The 18,974-nt window shown below is 38.8% G+C and carries 16 protein-coding genes; 14 read left to right on the top strand and 2 right to left on the bottom strand.

The window, feature by feature from the left end:
- The first annotated feature begins 6 nt into the window (after positions 1 to 6).
- Genes IGI46_RS20505 through arcC form a run of 3 tightly spaced genes read left to right on the top strand, consistent with a single transcriptional unit; the run spans position 7 to position 3,059 of the window.
- Positions 7 to 1,269 carry a DUF1116 domain-containing protein gene (locus tag IGI46_RS20505; protein WP_429965990.1) on the top strand — a complete coding sequence of 421 codons (1,263 nt, stop codon included), beginning with the start codon at positions 7 to 9 and terminating at the stop codon, positions 1,267 to 1,269.
- A gap of 4 nt (positions 1,270 to 1,273) precedes the next feature.
- Complete coding sequence (locus IGI46_RS20500) at positions 1,274 to 2,131, top strand: DUF2877 domain-containing protein (RefSeq protein ID WP_429965991.1); 858 nt, start codon at positions 1,274 to 1,276, stop codon at positions 2,129 to 2,131.
- Complete coding sequence (gene arcC, locus IGI46_RS20495; protein WP_429974169.1) at positions 2,121 to 3,059, top strand: carbamate kinase; 939 nt, start codon at positions 2,121 to 2,123, stop codon at positions 3,057 to 3,059. The genes IGI46_RS20500 and arcC overlap by 11 nt, the downstream gene beginning before the upstream one ends.
- Positions 3,060 to 3,176: 117 nt before the next feature.
- Here arcC and IGI46_RS20490 read toward each other — a convergent pair whose 3' ends face one another.
- A complete protein-coding gene (locus IGI46_RS20490) occupies positions 3,177 to 4,796 on the bottom strand; it encodes a PucR family transcriptional regulator (protein ID WP_429974168.1) in 1,620 nt (539 codons plus the stop codon).
- Between the two features lie 129 nt (positions 4,797 to 4,925).
- Here IGI46_RS20490 and IGI46_RS20485 point away from each other — a divergent pair, with 129 nt between their 5' ends.
- The 9 genes from IGI46_RS20485 (at position 4,926) to IGI46_RS20445 (ending at position 16,478) form a co-directional block, all read left to right on the top strand.
- Entirely contained in the window at positions 4,926 to 6,137 is a 1,212-nt protein-coding gene (locus IGI46_RS20485) for a pyridoxal-phosphate-dependent aminotransferase family protein (protein WP_429974167.1), read from the top strand.
- 168 nt (positions 6,138 to 6,305) lie between these two features.
- The gene (locus tag IGI46_RS20480; protein ID WP_429965997.1) at positions 6,306 to 7,553 is read left to right on the top strand and encodes an MFS transporter; all 1,248 of its coding nucleotides are present in this window, start codon (positions 6,306 to 6,308) and stop codon (positions 7,551 to 7,553) included.
- Positions 7,554 to 7,585: 32 nt separating this feature from the next.
- Complete coding sequence (locus tag IGI46_RS20475; protein WP_207701665.1) at positions 7,586 to 8,824, top strand: dicarboxylate/amino acid:cation symporter; 1,239 nt, start codon at positions 7,586 to 7,588, stop codon at positions 8,822 to 8,824.
- A 952-nt stretch (positions 8,825 to 9,776) separates the two neighbouring features.
- Entirely contained in the window at positions 9,777 to 10,139 is a 363-nt protein-coding gene (locus IGI46_RS20470) for a cupin domain-containing protein (RefSeq protein ID WP_429965998.1), read from the top strand.
- 123 nt (positions 10,140 to 10,262) lie between these two features.
- Entirely contained in the window at positions 10,263 to 10,895 is a 633-nt protein-coding gene (locus IGI46_RS20465; RefSeq protein WP_429974166.1) for a TetR/AcrR family transcriptional regulator, read from the top strand.
- Between the two features lie 103 nt (positions 10,896 to 10,998).
- Complete coding sequence (locus IGI46_RS20460) at positions 10,999 to 11,703, top strand: ABC transporter ATP-binding protein (protein ID WP_429966000.1); 705 nt, start codon at positions 10,999 to 11,001, stop codon at positions 11,701 to 11,703.
- 1 nt (position 11,704) lies between these two features.
- Positions 11,705 to 12,409 (top strand): hypothetical protein, encoded by a 705-nt coding sequence (locus IGI46_RS20455; protein ID WP_429974165.1) that lies wholly within the window; start codon positions 11,705 to 11,707, stop codon positions 12,407 to 12,409.
- Between the two features lies 1 nt (position 12,410).
- Positions 12,411 to 13,658, top strand: coding sequence for an MFS transporter (locus IGI46_RS20450; protein WP_429974164.1), 1,248 nt, complete (start codon positions 12,411 to 12,413; stop codon positions 13,656 to 13,658).
- A 432-nt stretch (positions 13,659 to 14,090) separates the two neighbouring features.
- Positions 14,091 to 16,478 carry a Xaa-Pro dipeptidyl-peptidase gene (locus IGI46_RS20445; RefSeq protein ID WP_429974163.1) on the top strand — a complete coding sequence of 796 codons (2,388 nt, stop codon included), beginning with the start codon at positions 14,091 to 14,093 and terminating at the stop codon, positions 16,476 to 16,478.
- Positions 16,479 to 16,636: 158 nt separating this feature from the next.
- Here IGI46_RS20445 and IGI46_RS20440 read toward each other — a convergent pair whose 3' ends face one another.
- Positions 16,637 to 16,906 (bottom strand): hypothetical protein, encoded by a 270-nt coding sequence (locus IGI46_RS20440; protein ID WP_429974162.1) that lies wholly within the window; start codon positions 16,904 to 16,906, stop codon positions 16,637 to 16,639.
- A 326-nt stretch (positions 16,907 to 17,232) separates the two neighbouring features.
- Between IGI46_RS20440 and IGI46_RS20435 the strand changes: the two genes are divergently transcribed.
- Positions 17,233 to 17,790 (top strand): hypothetical protein, encoded by a 558-nt coding sequence (locus IGI46_RS20435; protein ID WP_429974161.1) that lies wholly within the window; start codon positions 17,233 to 17,235, stop codon positions 17,788 to 17,790.
- 59 nt (positions 17,791 to 17,849) lie between these two features.
- A complete protein-coding gene (locus IGI46_RS20430) occupies positions 17,850 to 18,761 on the top strand; it encodes a TMEM175 family protein (RefSeq protein WP_429974160.1) in 912 nt (303 codons plus the stop codon).
- The last annotated feature ends 213 nt before the right edge of the window (positions 18,762 to 18,974 follow it).

Raw genomic sequence — 18,974 nt, 5'->3', positions numbered from 1 at the left:
GAAAAAGTGTACCAAACAATTGATGAAGCAAATAAAGCAGTAGCCGCTAAAATCGTCGCCGGTTCTCCTTTCTTATTGGACGTAGTTCCTGCGAAAACGGTTATTAAGGAATTAAATGAAGAAAAGGTTCTGCTGCATGCCGGCCCACCCATCCGCTATGATCAAATGGTCGATCCAATTCAAGGAGCTTGTATCGGAGCCGCACTATTTGAAGGTTGGGGTGAAACCGTAGATGATGTCCGTACATTGCTAGAGTCCGGCAAAGTTAAATTAATCCCGTGTCACCATGTGAATGCAGTAGGGCCGATGGGCGGAATTACTTCTGCCAATATGGCAGTATTGGTTGTAGAAAACAAAACAGACGGCAACCGGGCATATTGCACGATGAACGAAGGAATCGGCGCTGTATTACGTTTTGGTGCATATTCCGAGGAAGTGATTTCTCGTCTGCATTGGATGAAGGATACGTTAGCACCGGTTTTGAGTGCCGCGTTGAAAACAATAAACGGGGGCCTAAATATTAACGTTCTTGTCGCTAAAGCAATTGCGATGGGGGATGAATTCCACCAACGAAATATTGCAGCTTCCCTAGCTTTCTTAAAAGAAGTTGCACCAGCTATCATTTCCCTAAACGGTTTTGAAAAAGAAAAACTGGAGGTTGTTCAATTCTTAGCGGACACGGATCAATTTTTCCTTAATATCATGATGGCTTCAGCAAAAGCAGTTATGGATGGTGCGAGACAAATTCAAGAAGGCACGATTGTTACAGCAATGTGCCGAAATGGTCATGAGTTTGGTATTCGGATCGCCGGGATGGGAGATGAGTGGTTTACTGGACCAGTAAATACGCCAAAAGGCTTGTATTTTTCAGGCTTTAGTGAAGAAGACGCAGCTACTGATATGGGAGATAGCGCCATTACTGAAACCTTTGGTGTTGGTGGAATGGCTATGATCGCTGCACCGGCAGTTACCCGCTTTGTTGGCTCAGGTGGTTTTTACGATGCCTTAAATACAAGCAATGAAATGACTGAGATTTGTATTGACAGCAATCCGAATTTCTCAGTACCTACTTGGGACTTTAAAGGAATCTGCTTAGGAATTGATGCTAGAAAAGTGGTTGAAACCGGAATTTTACCAGTTATCAATACCGGAATTGCTAATAAAAAAGCTGGGTTGGGACAAATTGGTGCAGGAACCGTAACACCTCCTATTGACTGCTTTGAAAAAGCTGTTTTGGCCTATGCAAACAAGCTTGGATTCAAGGAATAGACTCGTGCCAGTGCTGGTAGAAACAAGTTGTTTAGATCAGAAAATCTTTGATCACTCACTTGCTAAGCGGCACTGGCGGGTACACAGTAAATTTACACACAGCTTTAATATTCAGGATGAGACAAGACAGCACCTGGCCGTTATTGCCTCCGATCAGAAGATTCATGTACCTAATGGAATCTATCTAAGTCCGAATGAGTTTAAGCAATTAGCAGCAGAAGTTCAAGTTGATGATTGCTTGCTGATTCAAGGGCTACGCGTGAAGTTTCCTCAGCGCCACTTACTGTTGACCACTCGTACCTATCAATCTTTCCAAAAAGAACTATCTGCTGATAGAACGGATGCAGTTTGGGACAGGTATGTGTCGGAGATCAAGAAAGTAAAGAAAGAGACCGGAAACCACGAACCTTTAGCAGCAGTGTTTACCCAATTCAATGACTTTGTTCAAGCTATTGATCGATTGTGTACAGATAAATTTTCAGTGCAGCGAAGTGGACTTCAGTTCTTAATCGGCCGTGGTCCGGGACTAACGCCGACAGGTGATGATATGATTATTGGTCATTTAGCTGCGCGCCTATTGTTAGGCCGTCGAAACCAAAAGCTGGAACGTTACCTGCGTAATAAAATAATGGCCGTCACTGATTTAACGACAGATGTCAGTAAACACTATCTGTTATGTAGTATTGATCAGCGTTTCAACCAATCAGTTTTACAACTAATCACTGAGTTCGGAAGTAACGCGGGACAAATTAGTAAAGGAATTCAAGCGGTTTTAGCAACCGGACACACATCAGGTGCTGACTTTCTCGCAGGTTTTACACGTACAATTCATTTTTTTAAGGAGGAGAACCATGGCAAATAGAGTAGTCATTGCGCTTGGCGGGAATGCCATTTTGAAGCCGGGTCAAGAACAAACGGTAGAAGCACAACTAAAAAATATTACAACAAGCGCCGAAATGGTGACAAAAATTGAAAAATTAGATTATCAAATTGTCGTCACACATGGCAATGGCCCTCAGGTCGGAAACATTCTACGTCAAAATGAAGAAGCAAAGGACATCGTTCCACCATTCCCATTAGATGTCTGCAACGCAGAATCACAAGGCTTTATTGGCTATTTAATGGAGCAGACAATTAAAAATAAAATTGAAGAAGAAGGGTTGACCAGTGAAGTTGTAACTTTACTGACACAAGTTGAAGTTTCTCCTGAGGACAAAGCTTTCCAAAAACCAACTAAGCCTATTGGAGTCTTTTATTCAAAAGAAGAAGCCGAACAGATGGAAAAAGAACGTGGTTGGGCAATGATGGAGGATGCAGGAAGAGGGTATCGACGTGTGGTCCCTTCACCGCAGCCACTAACAATCCACGGGGTAAGTGCCATTGTAAATTTATTAAACCAAAATACGATTGTTGTAGCTGGTGGTGGCGGCGGAATCCCAGTCTCAAGAAAAGAAAATGGTTTTTTGAGCGGCATCGAAGCCGTCATTGATAAAGATCGTACGGGGAAGAAACTATCTGAACAGGTAGACGCCGATGTTTTCATGATGCTGACAGACGTGAGCAATGTATATATTAATTATGGCAAACCCAATCAGAAAAAATTGGAGACCATTACTCCAGAAATCGCACAAAAACATTTCGATGAGGGGCATTTTGCTGATGGCAGTATGGGGCCGAAAATTGAAGCCGCGATTAACTTCGCCCGACAAGGCAAGACGGCGATCATTTGTGCTCTAGAAGAGGCCGATCGTGCATTATTAGGTGAAGCAGGTACAAGAATTGTTGGATAAAAATCCAGCAATTCTTGTACCTTGGGTTATTTCCAGAAAAATTGATAAAGATCGTGATGAGAGTATTCTTTTCAGCTAGAACTAAAAAAGCTGAAGGGAAATCCTTCAGCTAGCCAATCACAGATTGTTTTCTTCGGATAAGTCAAGCGCCAATCTCAAATCTAGGCTCACAGACGGGTCGTGAATATTTTTTCCGATAAGATTGCTGCATTGATCAATGCGATACTTGATAGTATTGCGGTGAACAAACAAAGCCTTCGCTGTACGAGCGATTTCGCAATTGAAATCAAGATAGTATTTCAAGGTTTTGCGCAACTCAATCGAAGAAGCTTCCTTTGGATATGCTAAGTCTTTCAAGGTGATTTCACAGAAATAAGCGATATCAGAGGGACCAATTTTTTCAAATAGACTGCGCATGCCTTTTTGCTGATATTGATAAATCGAAGTAGTAATCGAAAGAGAGGACATCTCTTCATAAGCAGTTTTAGCCTCGATATAGGATTTCGCAACGTCATCAATCGTGCCATAGATATTTCCAACACCAAATTGCAGGTCTATCGAAAGTCTCTTAGTTAAGTCATCTGCAATATTTTGCAGGATGCTTTCCAGATTTTCTTGCTTATGCTGAATTAACGCTACACAATGCTGGGTATTTTTAACCTTGAATAGACTAACATCCTTGATGTGATGTTTCAGCTTGCTGCTTAACCACTTAAAGCCTAGCTGGCTAACCTCTTCTTGGTATTTGATCTTAGAGTCGCTGGTATTTTTTTGCTTACAGGAAGCATAGACTACACGATAGTGCCGTGCCTTAACTAGTCCGTATGTGGTACCTAAATCTAACCAATCACGGGGATGTTGGTTGGGCGCTTGTTGAATTTCAATCATTCGAGTCAGAAAATCTGTTTTTAAAAGATCATAAGACTCCTGAACCTTCTGGTTTTTATAGAGCATAAAAGACAAGACTAAACTAGCTTGTTCCAAAGCAAAATTTGAAACAGGATAAGGGATTTTTTCAGGATTCAACACAACCAGTGAATGAGGGAAATAGTGATTTGTTTCAACTGAAAAATAGGAAACAAGGAATTTTTTCTGATCCAGGTCCTCAATCAGTACAGACTCACTTTTTTTCTGACCGAATATCAATTGATCAATATAAAATTCTGCTGGTTTTGAGGCCTTGGAAAAGTGTTTTGAAGCTGCATACACCTGCTTATAGGGATCAACTAAAATCACTGGCGTATTGATTGATCGTCCAAAATCTGCGATAAAGCGAGCAATACTAACATCATTTACCAGTAAATTGGAGAAACGCCGCTGGATATCTAACGCATAACTCAGCTGCTCGGTTTGCTTGTCCCACAAAAAGCTTAACAATTGGTGCAGCAGACGGCCTAAAGGAATGGATGTAGGAACCAACACAATTGGAAAGTGGACACTATCCGCGTATTGGATCACCTTGGGGTCGATTTCATCAAGGAAGCGGCCAACTTTGATACCTAAACCTGCCGCTTTCTTCTCCTTTAAGGAGTCGATTAAAGCAAACATTCTGGTTTGATCCTCCTGATAGATCATTGCAGTGGTTAATAGCAGGATATGTTCTGGAATATAAAAAGAAATATCTGGGGTTTCACTAATTTCAATACTTTCGACGGGTAATTCCGCATATTTAGGATTCGTTAATAGCTTCAAATCGGAAAAACGGGGAATTTGTAATAAATCAACGAGTGTTTTCATAACGTCCTCCTTTAAAAGCAGTATAACGAAAGAGGGAAAGCAACTCAACAAAATTAGCAGTAATTACCATTTTTCAGCAAAAATTGTGCAAAACAAACAAAAGATAATTAAGAAAGAGGAGATTCATCTATGTTTTCAGAATTAGTAATTCCAAGTCGCACCATTATGACACCCGGTCCAGTAGAAGCTCATCCCAACGCATTAAAGGCAATGACTTCGACGATACTAGGCCAATTTGATCCAGCGTTTTTAACTATCATGGACAATGTAAAAGAAATGATCAAGGTTCCATTTGGGACCAAAAACCAGCAAGCTTTCGCTATTGATGGCACATCTCGTTCTGGATTGGAAGCAGCACTAATTGCGCTGATTGAACCTGGCGATAAAGTACTGATTCCTGCATATGGCCGCTTTGCTTATTTGTTAGGTGAAATCTGTGAGCGGGCAAAGGCGGAAATCAAATATTTGGAGAAAGATTGGAGTAGTCCTTTTACTCAAGAGGAAATTATTCAAGCTATTGAAGAGTTCAATCCAAAAATTGTGACGATGGTTCATGGTGAGACTGCAAATGGACAAATGCAACCACTAGATAAAATAGGTGCCGCTTGTCGTCAACGCGATATTTTCTTTGTAGTTGACATGGTAGCAACTTATGGCGGTGTACCGATTTTTGTAGATGACTGGTGTGTTGATATTGCGATTGGCGGTACTCAAAAGTGTATTAGTGTACCTTCAGGAATGTCATTAGTTACTTATAATTCACGGGTAGAAGCGGTACTAGATAGCCGTTATCAAAAAGAATTAGGTTTAAGCAAAGATGAACGCAACGACCGTCATATTAGCAGCAATTACTTAGACTTAAGTCAGCTGCAGCGGTATTGGAATTCTGAAAGAATTAATCACCATACGGAAGCGACTAGCATGATCTATGCGTTACATGAGGGTTTGAGAGCCGTTATCAATGAAGGAATCGAAAACGTATGGGCTCGCCATCAACTAAATAATGATGCGCTGGTTGCTGGAATCGAAGCAATGGGATTGGGCTTTTTCGGAAATATGGATACCAAAATGCCTACAGTCACACCTATTCTAATTCCTGAGGGTGTCGATGATGGAGAAGGTGTTCGTTCAATGTTGCTGGATGTTTTCCATGTTGAAATTGCATCTTCTTTTGGTGATTTGAAAGGAAAAGTATGGCGAATTGGAAATATGGGCTACAGCAGTCGTAGAGAAAATGTCTTGCAAGTGTTAGGTGCTTTAGAAGCGGCAATCATTTATTGTGGAGGTTCTGTCAAGGCTGGTGAAGCAGTAAATGCAGCGCTAAAAGTTTATCAAGTGTAACCAATCACAAAGTTAGATTTGTTTAAAGTGCACAAAAAGAAATTCACATTTGTTGCAACTGCCAAATGTATAACGTGCTGATAAATCTTACAATGAAATCGAACAGTGGAGCAATCTTCACTGTTCGAAAAAATAGTTTAAATGACGAAATGTATGGAGGAAAAAAGAATGGAAACGAATACAGAGCGTAAAATTGGTATGGAGTACTGGAAAAAGATAATCGTTTTACTATGTTCTGGCTGGGTTTCGATCTGGATCTACCGTTCAGCCTTATCACCTGTTTATCCGCAGATCAATGCATCATTAGGAGGGAATGTTTCAGACACAGCTCTAGGGTCAATTTCGAGTTTTTATTTCTTGGGCTATGTAATTATGCAAATTCCAGCTGGTTTTTTAGTAGATAAAATTGGGAAGAAAAAAGTTCTTATTCCAGGATTTCTATTTTTCGCTTTAGCAGCATTTATTATCTCCCAAGCTTCAGGGATCTCAATGATTTATCTAGGCAGCTTCTTAGCAGGAATTGGTTGCGGGTCCTTTTATGGTTCGGCATATTCCTTAACCTCTCAAAACATCCCAGCAGAGAAAAAAAGCTTTTCAACGGCCATTGTAAATAGTGGTTCAGCAGTAGGTTCAGGTCTTGGTATGATCTTATCTAGCTACTTGGTGGTTCAATTAGGGCTTCCTTGGCAGATTATGATGTATATTTCCGTTGTATTAAGTTTGCTGATGGTAGCAGCATTTAGCTTAGTTATCCGGGGAAACAAAGATGATGTTGCTTTTAACCAGCCAAAAGAAGAAGCCAAAACAGAGAAGCCTAAAGAAACGGTTTCTATGAAGACTTTATTTACACCGGCAATGCTATTTACTTATATTTTGTACTTTGCTACTTGTTATGCTTACTATATGACTGTTACTTGGTTACCTAATTTCTTGGGTACTGAACGAGGATTTCAAGGAACAGCCATCGGTTTTTCTTCTTCCTTAGTCGCTTTCGCGTCAATTCCAGGAGCACTATTTTTTAGCCGATTGGCAGACAAATTTATGGATAAAAAAGTACGTTTTATCGTAACTCTAGAGCTTTTAGCGGCAGCAATGTTATTGATAACTGTCCAAGCATCAACTTCCACTTTCTTGATGGTAGGCTTAATTATGTATGGCTTTTTAGGAAAATTAGCGGTTGAACCGATTATTATTTCTTGGTTAGGTGAAAATGCCCCTACTGTGGGAATAGGTACAACCTTAGGAGTGTTCAACTTCTTCGGAATGATGTCTTCTGTAATTGCACCAACCTTGACTGGTTCAATCTCAGATACAACAGGCTCCAAAGTGATGGGCTTTTATATTGCTGTGCTTCTTCTAGTAGTCGGCTCTATTCTTTTCTTGATTTCTAACCTTAAAAAAGCCAGAGAACAATAAGTATCTACTGATTGGGAAAACGAGGTATAGCTATGGGCACGCTTCGAAAAGTTAGTTTAACAAATCAAATTATGGCTGCAATGGTATTGGGGATTCTCGCTGGAGCGATATTTCAACAAAACATCATTGGGATTAAGGTAGTAGGGGATCTTTTCCTGCGGCTAATCCAAATGTCAGTTGTCATTTTGATTATGGGGTCAGTAATTGAAGCAGTCGGTGGCCTCGAAATTCAAGAACTGCGTAAGATCGGTTTCAAAATGTTTGTGTGGTTTATGGGGTCAACAATTGTTGCGGCAGTTATAGGTGTGATCTTCGGACTGATAGTTAAGCCTGGTGTTGGTTTAAAAGGCACAATAGGTACGGTTGACAGTTTGACCGTTAATGATGGCAGCCTGCAAGAAATTATTTTAGATTTTATTCCACAAAATATTATTGCAGCAATGGCAGAAGCAAATATGATTCAAGTGATTATATTTGCTCTGTTTTTCGGATTAGCACTTAGTCTGGTGAAACAAGATGTGAAAGGCCGTCAGATGTTGGAATGGGTATCAAATTTCAACAGTGTTATTTTGAAAATGGTTACTTTAATCATGCAATTGGCTCCAATCGGAATATTTGCTCTAATTGCTGCTGTTGTTGGTGAAATTGGTGTGGGCGTGTTGGGCACTTTAATGAAGTTCCTGCTAACATTGGGTACCGCTGCTGTGCTGTATTTAATTGTTTGGTTAGGGATTACAACACTCTATTGTAAAGTAAGTTTTAGCCGTTTATTGAAAAATATTTGGCGAATCACCATGATTGCTGTTACAACCACCTCTTCAGCCGTTTCATTGCCGGTAAAGATAGAAGATGGACGTGAGAAGCTAGGAATAAGTGATCGTATTAATAAATTAGTTATGCCCTTAGGAATGAGCCTAAATAGTAATGGTTTAGCAATGTATTTATCATTGTCAATTGTCACTTTCGCTCAATTTTTCCAAATTGAGTTGACGCTAGGACAATTAACACAAGCCGTTTTGCTTTCTACTTTAGCTTGCCTAGGAACGGTCGTAGTACCAGGTGGAGGACTTGTTGCGCTGGCAACCGTGATGCCTATGCTTGGACTGCCAACAGAAAGTATAGCTTTGTTAGCAGGGATTGACTGGTTTTCAGGCGTTTTCCGAACCCTATTAAATGTAGACATTGATGTATTGGTAGCCTTGATTATCGCAAATGATGAAGGTGAATTAGATAGAGGTATTTTTAATGGCGAAAAAAGCTATACTGAATAAAGCAAAAAATGAGTGAGATATTTATGAAAAGACTTTTCTTCGGAAGAGTCTTTTTTAGAAATTATACAACTTTCTTGCTAACTGACCGAGTAAATTATTTCGCAGATAGCCAAGAGCTTTGCATTATAGAAAAGGGTACAGCTAAACAAAAACACAGGTTTTTCAGCTATTGTGAATATTTTATCAAGATGGATATAGTTAAAATTTGTTTAGCACTGCGATCTTAAGTAAAATCGTTAAGGCTGATTAAGCTATTACTAACGAGCAATTTAGTAAATAGAAGGAATGAGAGCTCTTAGAATTGTTTCAAAAAAGATATCTAAATTCTTAGGACAATAGAATTTGTGTATTAGATAAATTAATTTAGAGGTCGACGGTGTAGCAGCATAGTTAGTTAGTAATCTCCACAATGATAATAGAATGGGGACGATGAAGCATATAAGCTGAGAGTTCCAAATTGATTCAAAAAATTTGTGAAATATATCACATGATTTTCTGCAAAATAGTGTAAAGCTGAGATAACAGTTGAATAGTTGCAGCAACTATTCCAAAACTCAAGGAGCTAAATCATTGGATGATTTGGCTTTACAGTGTTAACCATTTAAATGAAGGAGACAACTAGGATTCCAATTGTTGAACAAAAACAACGACTGACAGAAAAAATTTAAGCTGCTGATTCAATTATTAATTGAAAACCAATTCGATGTCCAATCAGTAGGGAAAAGATTTAGTCAGATAAATTCTAAAAGGGCAAAAGTTAATTGCTCTCACTATCATTAGAGTGTTTGAAGGCATTGATAAATACAACAAACAGCGCATTGAAGATTTTCTTGAATGCTAACCAATTGGTTACGAATATAAATTGTTAAAAAACAATTATCGAAAATATCTTATAAGAAATTGAGTAGCTGTTTTGCTTTTATCAAAAATTGAGTGAAAGAGGGGAATACGTATGTCTAAATCAAAAATTGAAGAACGACTGTTTAAAATTAGCGAGCTGTTTTGCTTTGATCCCAATGAAGGAAAGAAAACTTTCTTTTATGAAACAGATAAAACGGCAGGAGCATTGTGGTGCTTAGAGGCTGGTCAATCTGTTTTCACACACTCGCATAGCACCTCTGACGATTTATGGATATGTATACAAGGAACCGGAACTTTTTATCCAGGCAATGGTGAGGAAGTAGAGATTACTAAAGGTGATTTAATTATTTCTCGTCCTGGTGAACAGCATGGTATGAAAAATACGGGAGGCGAACGATTTGTCTTTATAGGGATTGCTGGACCACTTCCAATGGACTTAATTGTGCACGACTAAGCTGGAAAATTTCCCAGCTTTTTTTATTGGCGTTAATAACTTTTCTCAAAAAGGTTATTGACAGGTGCTAACATACCGGGTATGATGCTTATAGATACCGGCAGTATGTAAGGGGTGGGAGAATTGGCAAGAGGAAGAAATCCGGAACAAACCCGAAGAAAAATTTTAGATGTAGCAGAACAGCTGTTTTTAGAGAAAGGCTATGATGATACCTCCATCCAAGACATAATTGATGGATTAGGTGGTATGACCAAAGGCGTCATTTACCATCACTTTAAGTCCAAGTTTGATATTTTGGAAACCTTGATGGCCGAAGCCGGAGATACAACAACTTTTACGGAATGGCGAGGAGCCAATGGCTTTGAACGGCTGCAAAATTCACTAGAGCAAGCCTTCAACTCGTACAAAAAGCAGTCCATTGGTTATTCAGCAGCAGTCGCATTACGAAGTCCTCGTATTTTGGGAGAGCAATACCTGCAAGTTTTTGCAGAATATGCGCCGGAGATTACTAAGATTGTAGAGGAAGGCATTGAAGACGGCTCGATCCAAACGGAATTTCCCAGAGAGGTAGCGGAGCTGATGCTGGTTACAATGAATTTATGGATTGGCTTTCAAATTAGTGTATTAACTGAAACCGAGGCCAGACGTAAAATGCGTTTTTTTAAACAACTATTTGAAGGAATTGGGGTTCCTTTGATAAATGATGAGCTGTTAGAAGACAGTTACAAATTGTTTGCTTTGCTAAAAAAAGAATAGCCGAGTACATCGACTATTTTTTTAGATATATACATACCGATGGTAGGTATTTTTTTATTAAGCTTTACATACCGTTAGTATGAAAAATGAAAGGAAGTTATGTATGGAGAAAGCAATTGCTATTTCACAGTTAGAAAAAAACTACACGACAAAAGAGGTATTAAAAGGCATCGACCTGACAGTTGACCAAGGAGAGATTTTTGTTTTACTAGGAAAGAATGGTGCGGGGAAATCAACCTTATTTAAAGTTTTAACCGGATTGGCCAAAGAAAGCGGGGGTACATTTCAATTCTTCGGACAAAAATATAATATGCAGGTGGATAGTAAAAAAATCGGCTTTAGCATTAATGACCCGGTCTTCTATGAAAGCTTAAGTGCCAAAAAAAATTTGGAAATTCATTGTGCCTACATGCAGGTGTCGAATATTAATGTTGATTATTGGTTACGGCTGATGGGATTGAAGAGTGATGATACACCAGTCAAAAGTTACTCTACAGGAATGCGGCAACGTTTAGCCTTGGCTCGTTGTTTAGTGCATGATCCAGCTTTATTAATTATTGATGAACCGTTGAATGGTCTTGATCCGAAAGGGATTCGCGAATTTCGCAAGCTGATCGAACAAATTTCTGAAATGAATAAAACCATTATTATGTCTAGCCACATTTTAGCTGAGGTTGAAGCCATCGCGTCTCGTATTGCGGTTATTTCCGATGGAGAAATTGTCTTAAATCAAACCAAACAACAGCTGATTATAGAGCAGGGTAATAACTTTGAAGACTACTTAATTGATAAAATGGAGGGCAACTAACATGAATTTAGTAAAAATTGAACGCCAAAAGAAATCATTACAATCGTATTTAATTGCAGCTGTAATTATCCCACTGGTTTGTCTGATGCTGCTGTATTTAGTCGCCTTTGTTTCCAAGCAACCTATGCCTTCGTCTGCTCCAAGTGGGCAAGATATGAACAGTTATTCATTTTTGTATCAAATTTCCTTTATTAGCAATGTCGCCGGCTATGTTATGTTGGGGGCAACGATGCTGGTTAAATATGTACTAGAAGCTTATTCTGACCGAAATCTCTATTTGACCCTAGGGTATCCAGTCTCGCGGACAAAAGTTTTTTTCAGTAAATTATTTCTGTGTTTATCAGTAACCAGTATAGGTGTGTTTGTCAGTATTTTTGTCACCAATACATTGTTTTTCATTTCGGAGTCCTTATTTCAATTAGTGGAGGATAAACTTACTTTTCAAAGTGTATTGAATCAGCTGCCAATAATGTTGACAGCAGCTGTTTTAGTAAGCTCCATCTGTTTAATTGCCCTATTTATCGGCTGGCTAAAGAACTCTGTTCCTTTGGTCTTAATTTCAGCAATTCTACTATTTAGTATACCCAGCAACTTGGCTTCAAGCGGAAATATGTCTGTTATCGCCGTGCTAACAGTGATCCTATTTATCTTCGGCCTAATAGTTGTTGGCGTACTTAAAAACAAGGTGTTAAGATTGGAGGCTTGATATGATTAAAGAGAAAAATTTTCTACTACTGATGGGGAGTCAGCTGTTCTCCGTTTTGGGAACAACTGTCATTCAATTCGTAATTTCTTTATATGTTCTAGATATTACTCATTCGGCTTTACTGTTTAGCGTCATTACTTCCTTATCGATTATTGGTCGAATCGTTTGCTTGCCTTTTTGTGGTATTTTAGCTGATCGCTTGTCTAAAAAAAGGTTAATGATAGTGATGGATTCCTTGTATTTGATCCTGTCGGTGATGCTATTGGCAGCGACACAGGTCAATGAAGTACTGATGATGATTGGGGTTCTGACTGTTTTGATGGGAATGGTATCAGCTTTTGAAACGCCAGTAGTACAATCAACGATTCCATTGATTTGTCAGCCGGAGGATATTCCTAAAGCTAATGGAATTATCAGTTCAATTAGCATGCTTGGGAATATTTTGGGCCCAGTAATGGCTGGAATTGTTTATCGTTTTGAGGCAGTTTACCAGATTTTCGCAGTTTGCGGTGTATTATTTATAGCGGCTATTCTATGTGAAGTTCTATTAGTGATTCCCCGTTTGCAGGAGAAAACGGGTGGTCAAAAGGTGAAAGAAATAGTTGTTGGTGATTTGAAGGAAGTTCTAAGTTATTTGAAAATCGAACAAACAATTGTCAAAATCGGTTTGGTCGCTTTCTTATTGAATTTATTCATTTCTTCCTTTATTCAAGTGATGATTCCATTTATTGCTCGAGTACAGATCGGTGTTAGCGAGGAGCAATTTGGTTTAATGAATACCTTCTTTGCTTTGGGAAGTTTAGTAGGAACCTTGGTGTATAGTGCCTTTGCGAATCGATTATCTAGTAACAGCATTTTTAAAGGCTTGATTGGAATGAGTTTGCTTTTCTTAGGACTGACAATTCCGTTGGGATTAATGCCAAGCAACACTCTTTCCTTTTGGTTAATGGTCATAGTAGTAACAATTCTTTTAGGAACAGTAACGTTACTATCGGTTCAGCTGATTGTTTATATCCAACTAATAACTAAGCAAGCTTTACTGGGAAGAGTGATGTCTTTCATCATGATCATTTCCACCTTGGCTTCACCTTTAGGACAATTGATGTATGGATTGCTGGGTGATTTGTTGTCGAAAAGTGATATTCTGATTTTAATTGTTGCATTGACTGTCATTACTTTGGGTATTTCCTGGTATTCTCGTAGTATTTTCCAACAAATGAAAACGAATTTGGCACAGCTAAAGAGCTAAATTCTAGGAAAGCTGTTTCACTTTTGGAGCAGCTTTTTTGTTCGTTTTTGTATAGGCAGAATTCCAGATAGTAGAAAAAACCGATTTAGCAATTTTTGCTTTTTTTTTTGAAGTGAAAAAAATAGTATAGGTAGTTAATCTATTTGGTTGTGTCGAAGGTAGTAAATACCTAAGGGTAACTATCGTATCCGCTTCTAATGTTGCATCAGTGTTATTGGAAGTAAGCAGCCTTTATATAGTTAAGAAATATGACTGAATTCATCTAGGGTTTTCATGAAGAAACCAAAAAGGTTTGTAATGATTGTTTCTCCTCATAACTTCGCACATTAGAATTCACTTAAAATAAGCAATCGCTTTCATTGAACTCTAACCGACAGATTTCAGCAGGTTTGTTATAATTAAATTATCTGAAGGATAAAAGGAGAATTGTCCATGAAATTGAATCAGTTTGGTTTACAGCAAGTATCATTACAAACAGCAAAGAAAGAATTGACCGCACTTGGCTTTTTAGCAAAGGATGCGCCGCAAACAGCGACCGATTTATATTTTGATTTTTTGAAGAAAAGCTTTGTTTTGGTACAGGACGAAGGCGGTTTTATCGCTAAAATGGGGAACTATTTGGCAACCTCAACAACAGATTTAGCAACTTTTTATCAAAAAAAAGAGACGATTACAGCAGAGGTGTTTTATTTAGTGGCTCTTCAGCTGTTGGAATTTGAAGCTGAAATTGACTTTAAACCGGAAACTCTTCAAGAGGATTTGGTGAAAATTAATTTAGCGACAAGCAGCGGAGACTTTAATCAAGTCGATACGATCATAGAAGCGTGGTATCTGTTGCTTAACTGCCACACAAAAAATGGTTTGGCCTTTATCGATAAATTAGCTAATCTAGGATTTTATCGTAAGCAGCAAATCGAAAAACCATTCTTTTTTAATGGTAAGGCTCAAGCTGTTTTTGAAACAGAAAAAATTATTCGGGAAGTTGTCTATGTCGAAGCACCGCTGGATACCGACAATGATGGCAAACGTGATTTGCTGAAATTAGAAATCTTACGACCAGGCGAAACGGAAGAAGGTCTAAAGGTTCCAACTTTGTTCACTGCCAGTCCATACAGTCAAGGAGTTAACGGACTTGCGGGGGAAGCATTAACCTATGATGTGAATCAACCTCTAGAAAGAAAAGAACCTAATGACACTGCCTATGAGGATATTCAGTATCATCCAGTAGAAAAAGAATTACCGCCTGAAAGGGAGGTGGCTGGATCTGCCACGCATGGGACGGAAACTTTCGTGAAGGAGAATAACCATACCTTAAATGACTTTTTCTTGGCTCGCGGCTTTGCGGTAGTTTATGGTGCAGCGATTGGTACTAAAGACTCCGATGGAATTCAAACTTGTGGCTCAGTGGAGCAAACTACAGCGATGGTGGCATACATTGAATGGCTGGCAGGCAATCGTCGAGCGTTCACTAACCGGATCGACAATATTGAAATCAAAGCCTGGTGGAGCAACAAAAAAATAGCTATGACTGGCAAATCCTACTTAGGAACTTTAGCGACAGCTTGTGCCACACGACAGGTGGAAGGGTTAGAAACAATTATATCTGAAGCGGCTATTTCCAACTGGTATCAATATTATCGCGACAATGGCTTAGTAATTGCTCCCGGTGGGTTTCCTGGAGAGGATGCCGATGTTTTAGCGATTGAAACCTACAGTAAAATGCAAAATGCTGGCGATTATCTTCATAGTAAAACTTTCTTTGAGAATTACTTGAAACAAATGGCTGACTGGCAGGACCGTAAAACTGGTAATTATAATACCTTCTGGGATGAGCGCAACTACTTACCATTTATCAAGGACATTAAATGTGATGTGGTAATGGTACACGGTTTGAATGACTGGAATGTGAAGCCGCGTCAGGTAGCAGATTTGTGGGATGCCTTAAAAGAAGTACCAGTAGCTAAGAAATTAATTCTGCACCAAGGGCAGCATATCTATATCAATAATATTTCCTCATTAGATTTTCAGGACATGATGAATTTATGGTTAAGTCACAAACTGTATGATATCGACAATAATGCGAAAGAAATTCTACCAGACATTGTATACCAAGCCAATACTGATGCTGAAACTTGGAATACTGCGGAGGATTGGAACAGTAATAAAGTGGAAACTTTGTATTTTGGCGATAATGCCTTAGCAGCAGAACCACAAACGGGACAAGTTGCTTTTAAGGATCAATTACCAGAGGAACAATTCATTGCCTATACGAAAAACATTGAAAAATGGGAAAAGGAATTAAAAGAAGCAGGTCCGATGGATGGCCATCGCTACTTGGCGAAATCAGCTGCTTTATCAGAGGAACTGTTTCTTAACGGTCGTCCAAAAGTAACGATTCGAGTAGCCTCCAACCAAGATTTGGGCATGTTGAGTGTGGAATTGATTGATTTTGGTGAAGCAAAACGCTTAAAGCCAGTGCCAGATGTTTTAGTGCCAAAAGGGTTACAGTTGGGATATAATTGGCGCGAAGATAACGTCATGGAATTGAAGCTTGGCGCGTCAACACCCTATAAGCTGATTTCTCGCGGGCATATCAACTTGCAAAATCGGGAAAATCCTTGGAAAGTTAACGATTTACAAGCTGGTGAGTTTGTGGAAATTGAGCTTGAATTGCATCCAACGATGTATCATTTGCCAAAAGGTCGTCAAATCGGTTTGGCTGTTTATGGAACCGATTTGGAAAAAACGATTCGGGGGAATCAAGATATCGAATACACATTAGACTTAGCTGCCTCACATTTAGATTTACCAGTAGAATAATTTTTTCGACTCCTTCTGATTTTAATGAAGGAGTCTTTTTACGCAAAAAACCAGCCAAACAAGTTGGCTGGAACTGAAATATGGGGTATAGGGATGTGTTACAAATAAATCATACCACCGACTGCTAAATGTGACAAAAAATATGCACTTCTTATTGATTATTCAGCACTAGAAAAATCTAAAGGACGATAAATAATTTCTTTAGTGATACTTATCGTTAATTCCAATAGCTGATGGGGAACAGAAATTATTTGCGCTTGTTCTCCGGTAACCGACAAGATTAATTGTTCAAAATGATTCATTCCGTAATTTGCGGCGGCAATTACATAGCCATCTCCATTTGTCGTGATAATCAGATCTGCTGGTGTCAATAGAGTCCATCCGTAGGGTAAAGAATAGCTGATTAGTTCCTTAGATTGTTTTGTCATCCTCCAACGCTCCTTTTCTTTCACTATAACAAATCATTTCTGAGAGTGAAAGCTTCATTTTCCCTAAAAAAGCTTGGTGATTACCTATTAAAGTTCATGAGAGATTACGTAAGTTAGTAGGTCACAGAATAATAACTCAAGAAGAAGGGAAACAGTTAAAGTATTTGATAAGCTAAGTTAATCCATCCATCCCTACCTATGAGAAATTCTGATAAGCTACTGGGATTTCAAGTAAAAGCCCCCCTAGTCAGCAAGGAAAGTTGAGCGAAATATGAATTACTGATATAATAAAATAAAAATATCGCAAAAGAAATAGGTGAAAACAAATGAAATTTAGACCTAGTGAAATAGAGCATCCCATAAAAATGTACATCCGCAGAGATTTAGGAATAACTGTTGAACAATTCGGCAAGATAGCGGGTATCCCTCAATCAACCTTGGCGACCTGGATTAAGCGAGAACGTCGGGTTGAGAAATTGCCAATTGATTTTTATAGCTCACTTGCAACGGTTAGTGAGAAGAAAATCGAGGAAGTATTTCAAGAATTAGTAAAGTGGCAGCAAAGCTATGATCGTTACAAGCAGGAACGTCTGCAATTAATCGAAAATGAAAAGCCACTATTTGCTCTGGCGGCAGAAGAGGGAGCAACAATCTATCGCATTTACCGTGGACGTAAGGAAGAGACACTTTTATTGGAACCAGCTAAAGCACTGCGAAAAGCAGTTGATAAGCTGGATGGAGAAACTTTTATTCAAGCGATGATTGAAATTTATGGCAAAGTAGCACAACCGATGCCAACCTGGCTAGCACAGACTTTCAGCAACAAAGCTCAAATAAAAGAAGTTGGGCAAGCTTTTTATAATGAGCTGCTGATCAAAGGCTAATCGTATCTTTTGGCTAGTCCCACTCTTTGTATTACACTAGCCAAAAGGAGACGATGAATATGAAAGAGCGCGTAGTACTATTTAGTGACGCGATTATTGCAATTATTTTAACGATTATGGTTTTAGAGCTGCCCATTAAATATGCAGCAAATGGTGCACTTAATTACGCTTCTTTATTCCGGGCAATTGGCATTTATTTTATCAGTTTTTGTTTTGTAGCGAGTGTCTGGTTTCAGATGGCATACGCGTTTAATGCTATTGAAAAAGTAAAAAACAAAATTTTAGTCGTTTATATGCTGCTGTTGTTTTTGCTATCATTGGTGCCCTCTTCTACACGTTTATTAATAGAAGACACCACTCAAGAAACGCTTTTGATTTATGGTATATTAACTTTGATTGTTACGTTTACGGCAAGAAGAATGGTAGTTTCTTTAACTAAACAAGCTATTCAAGATTCTGAGTCACAAAAACGGCGAGTGGATGAATTAAATCGTCAAGATATGTTCAGTTTGATTTCTCGATTGGTATTACTTGTATTCGGATGGTATTTGATTGAACCAGTACTAATTATTTATTTAATACTGCCGATCTTAGCGTTCATGCAAAATGTGGCCGACCGTGAGGAAGATAATTTTGTAGAGACACTCACTCCAGAGCAGCGGTCAATGTATTTTGAGGATCGTGGAGGTGACCTGCGAACAGCTGCCAAAAGGTATTCTCAATTACTGCGAGAGTCTCTAAAGGATGGGGATAACAAAAATCGTTGGTCCGTTTTGATGGATGAGTGGGATAAACGGGTAAATCAAGAACTTTCGACAAAGGAACAGCAGCTTAATCAAGTAACGGATGCGAAAGAAAAGGCGAAACTGACATTTGAAGTAGCTCAGTTGAAAAAGCAGCAGCAATCAATTGGCATGCAACGGCAACGATATCAACAGCGAACTGCTCGAGTAAGAAATCAACAAAAATAATTTCTCAAGCATATACAGACATTTTTTTCACTTGAAAGAACAAGAAAATCTTCCAATTGTTGCAATTCAAATGAATGGAAAAAAAATAAACTGGACAGTAAGAGATCATGGTTACGTGAATGATCTCTTGCTTTTTTCGTTCGCAAAAAATGCTCATAAATTTCAGGTATTAATAAGAGACAAAGCGTCAGTTCGGTGGTATGATAATTTGCA

This window comes from Enterococcus sp. AZ163 (assembly GCF_050498925.1).
GTDB lineage: Bacteria > Bacillota > Bacilli > Lactobacillales > Enterococcaceae > Enterococcus_A > Enterococcus_A ferrettii.
The sequence above is the reverse complement of the archived record's forward strand: the minus strand, read 5'-3'. Positions and strand labels throughout refer to the sequence as shown.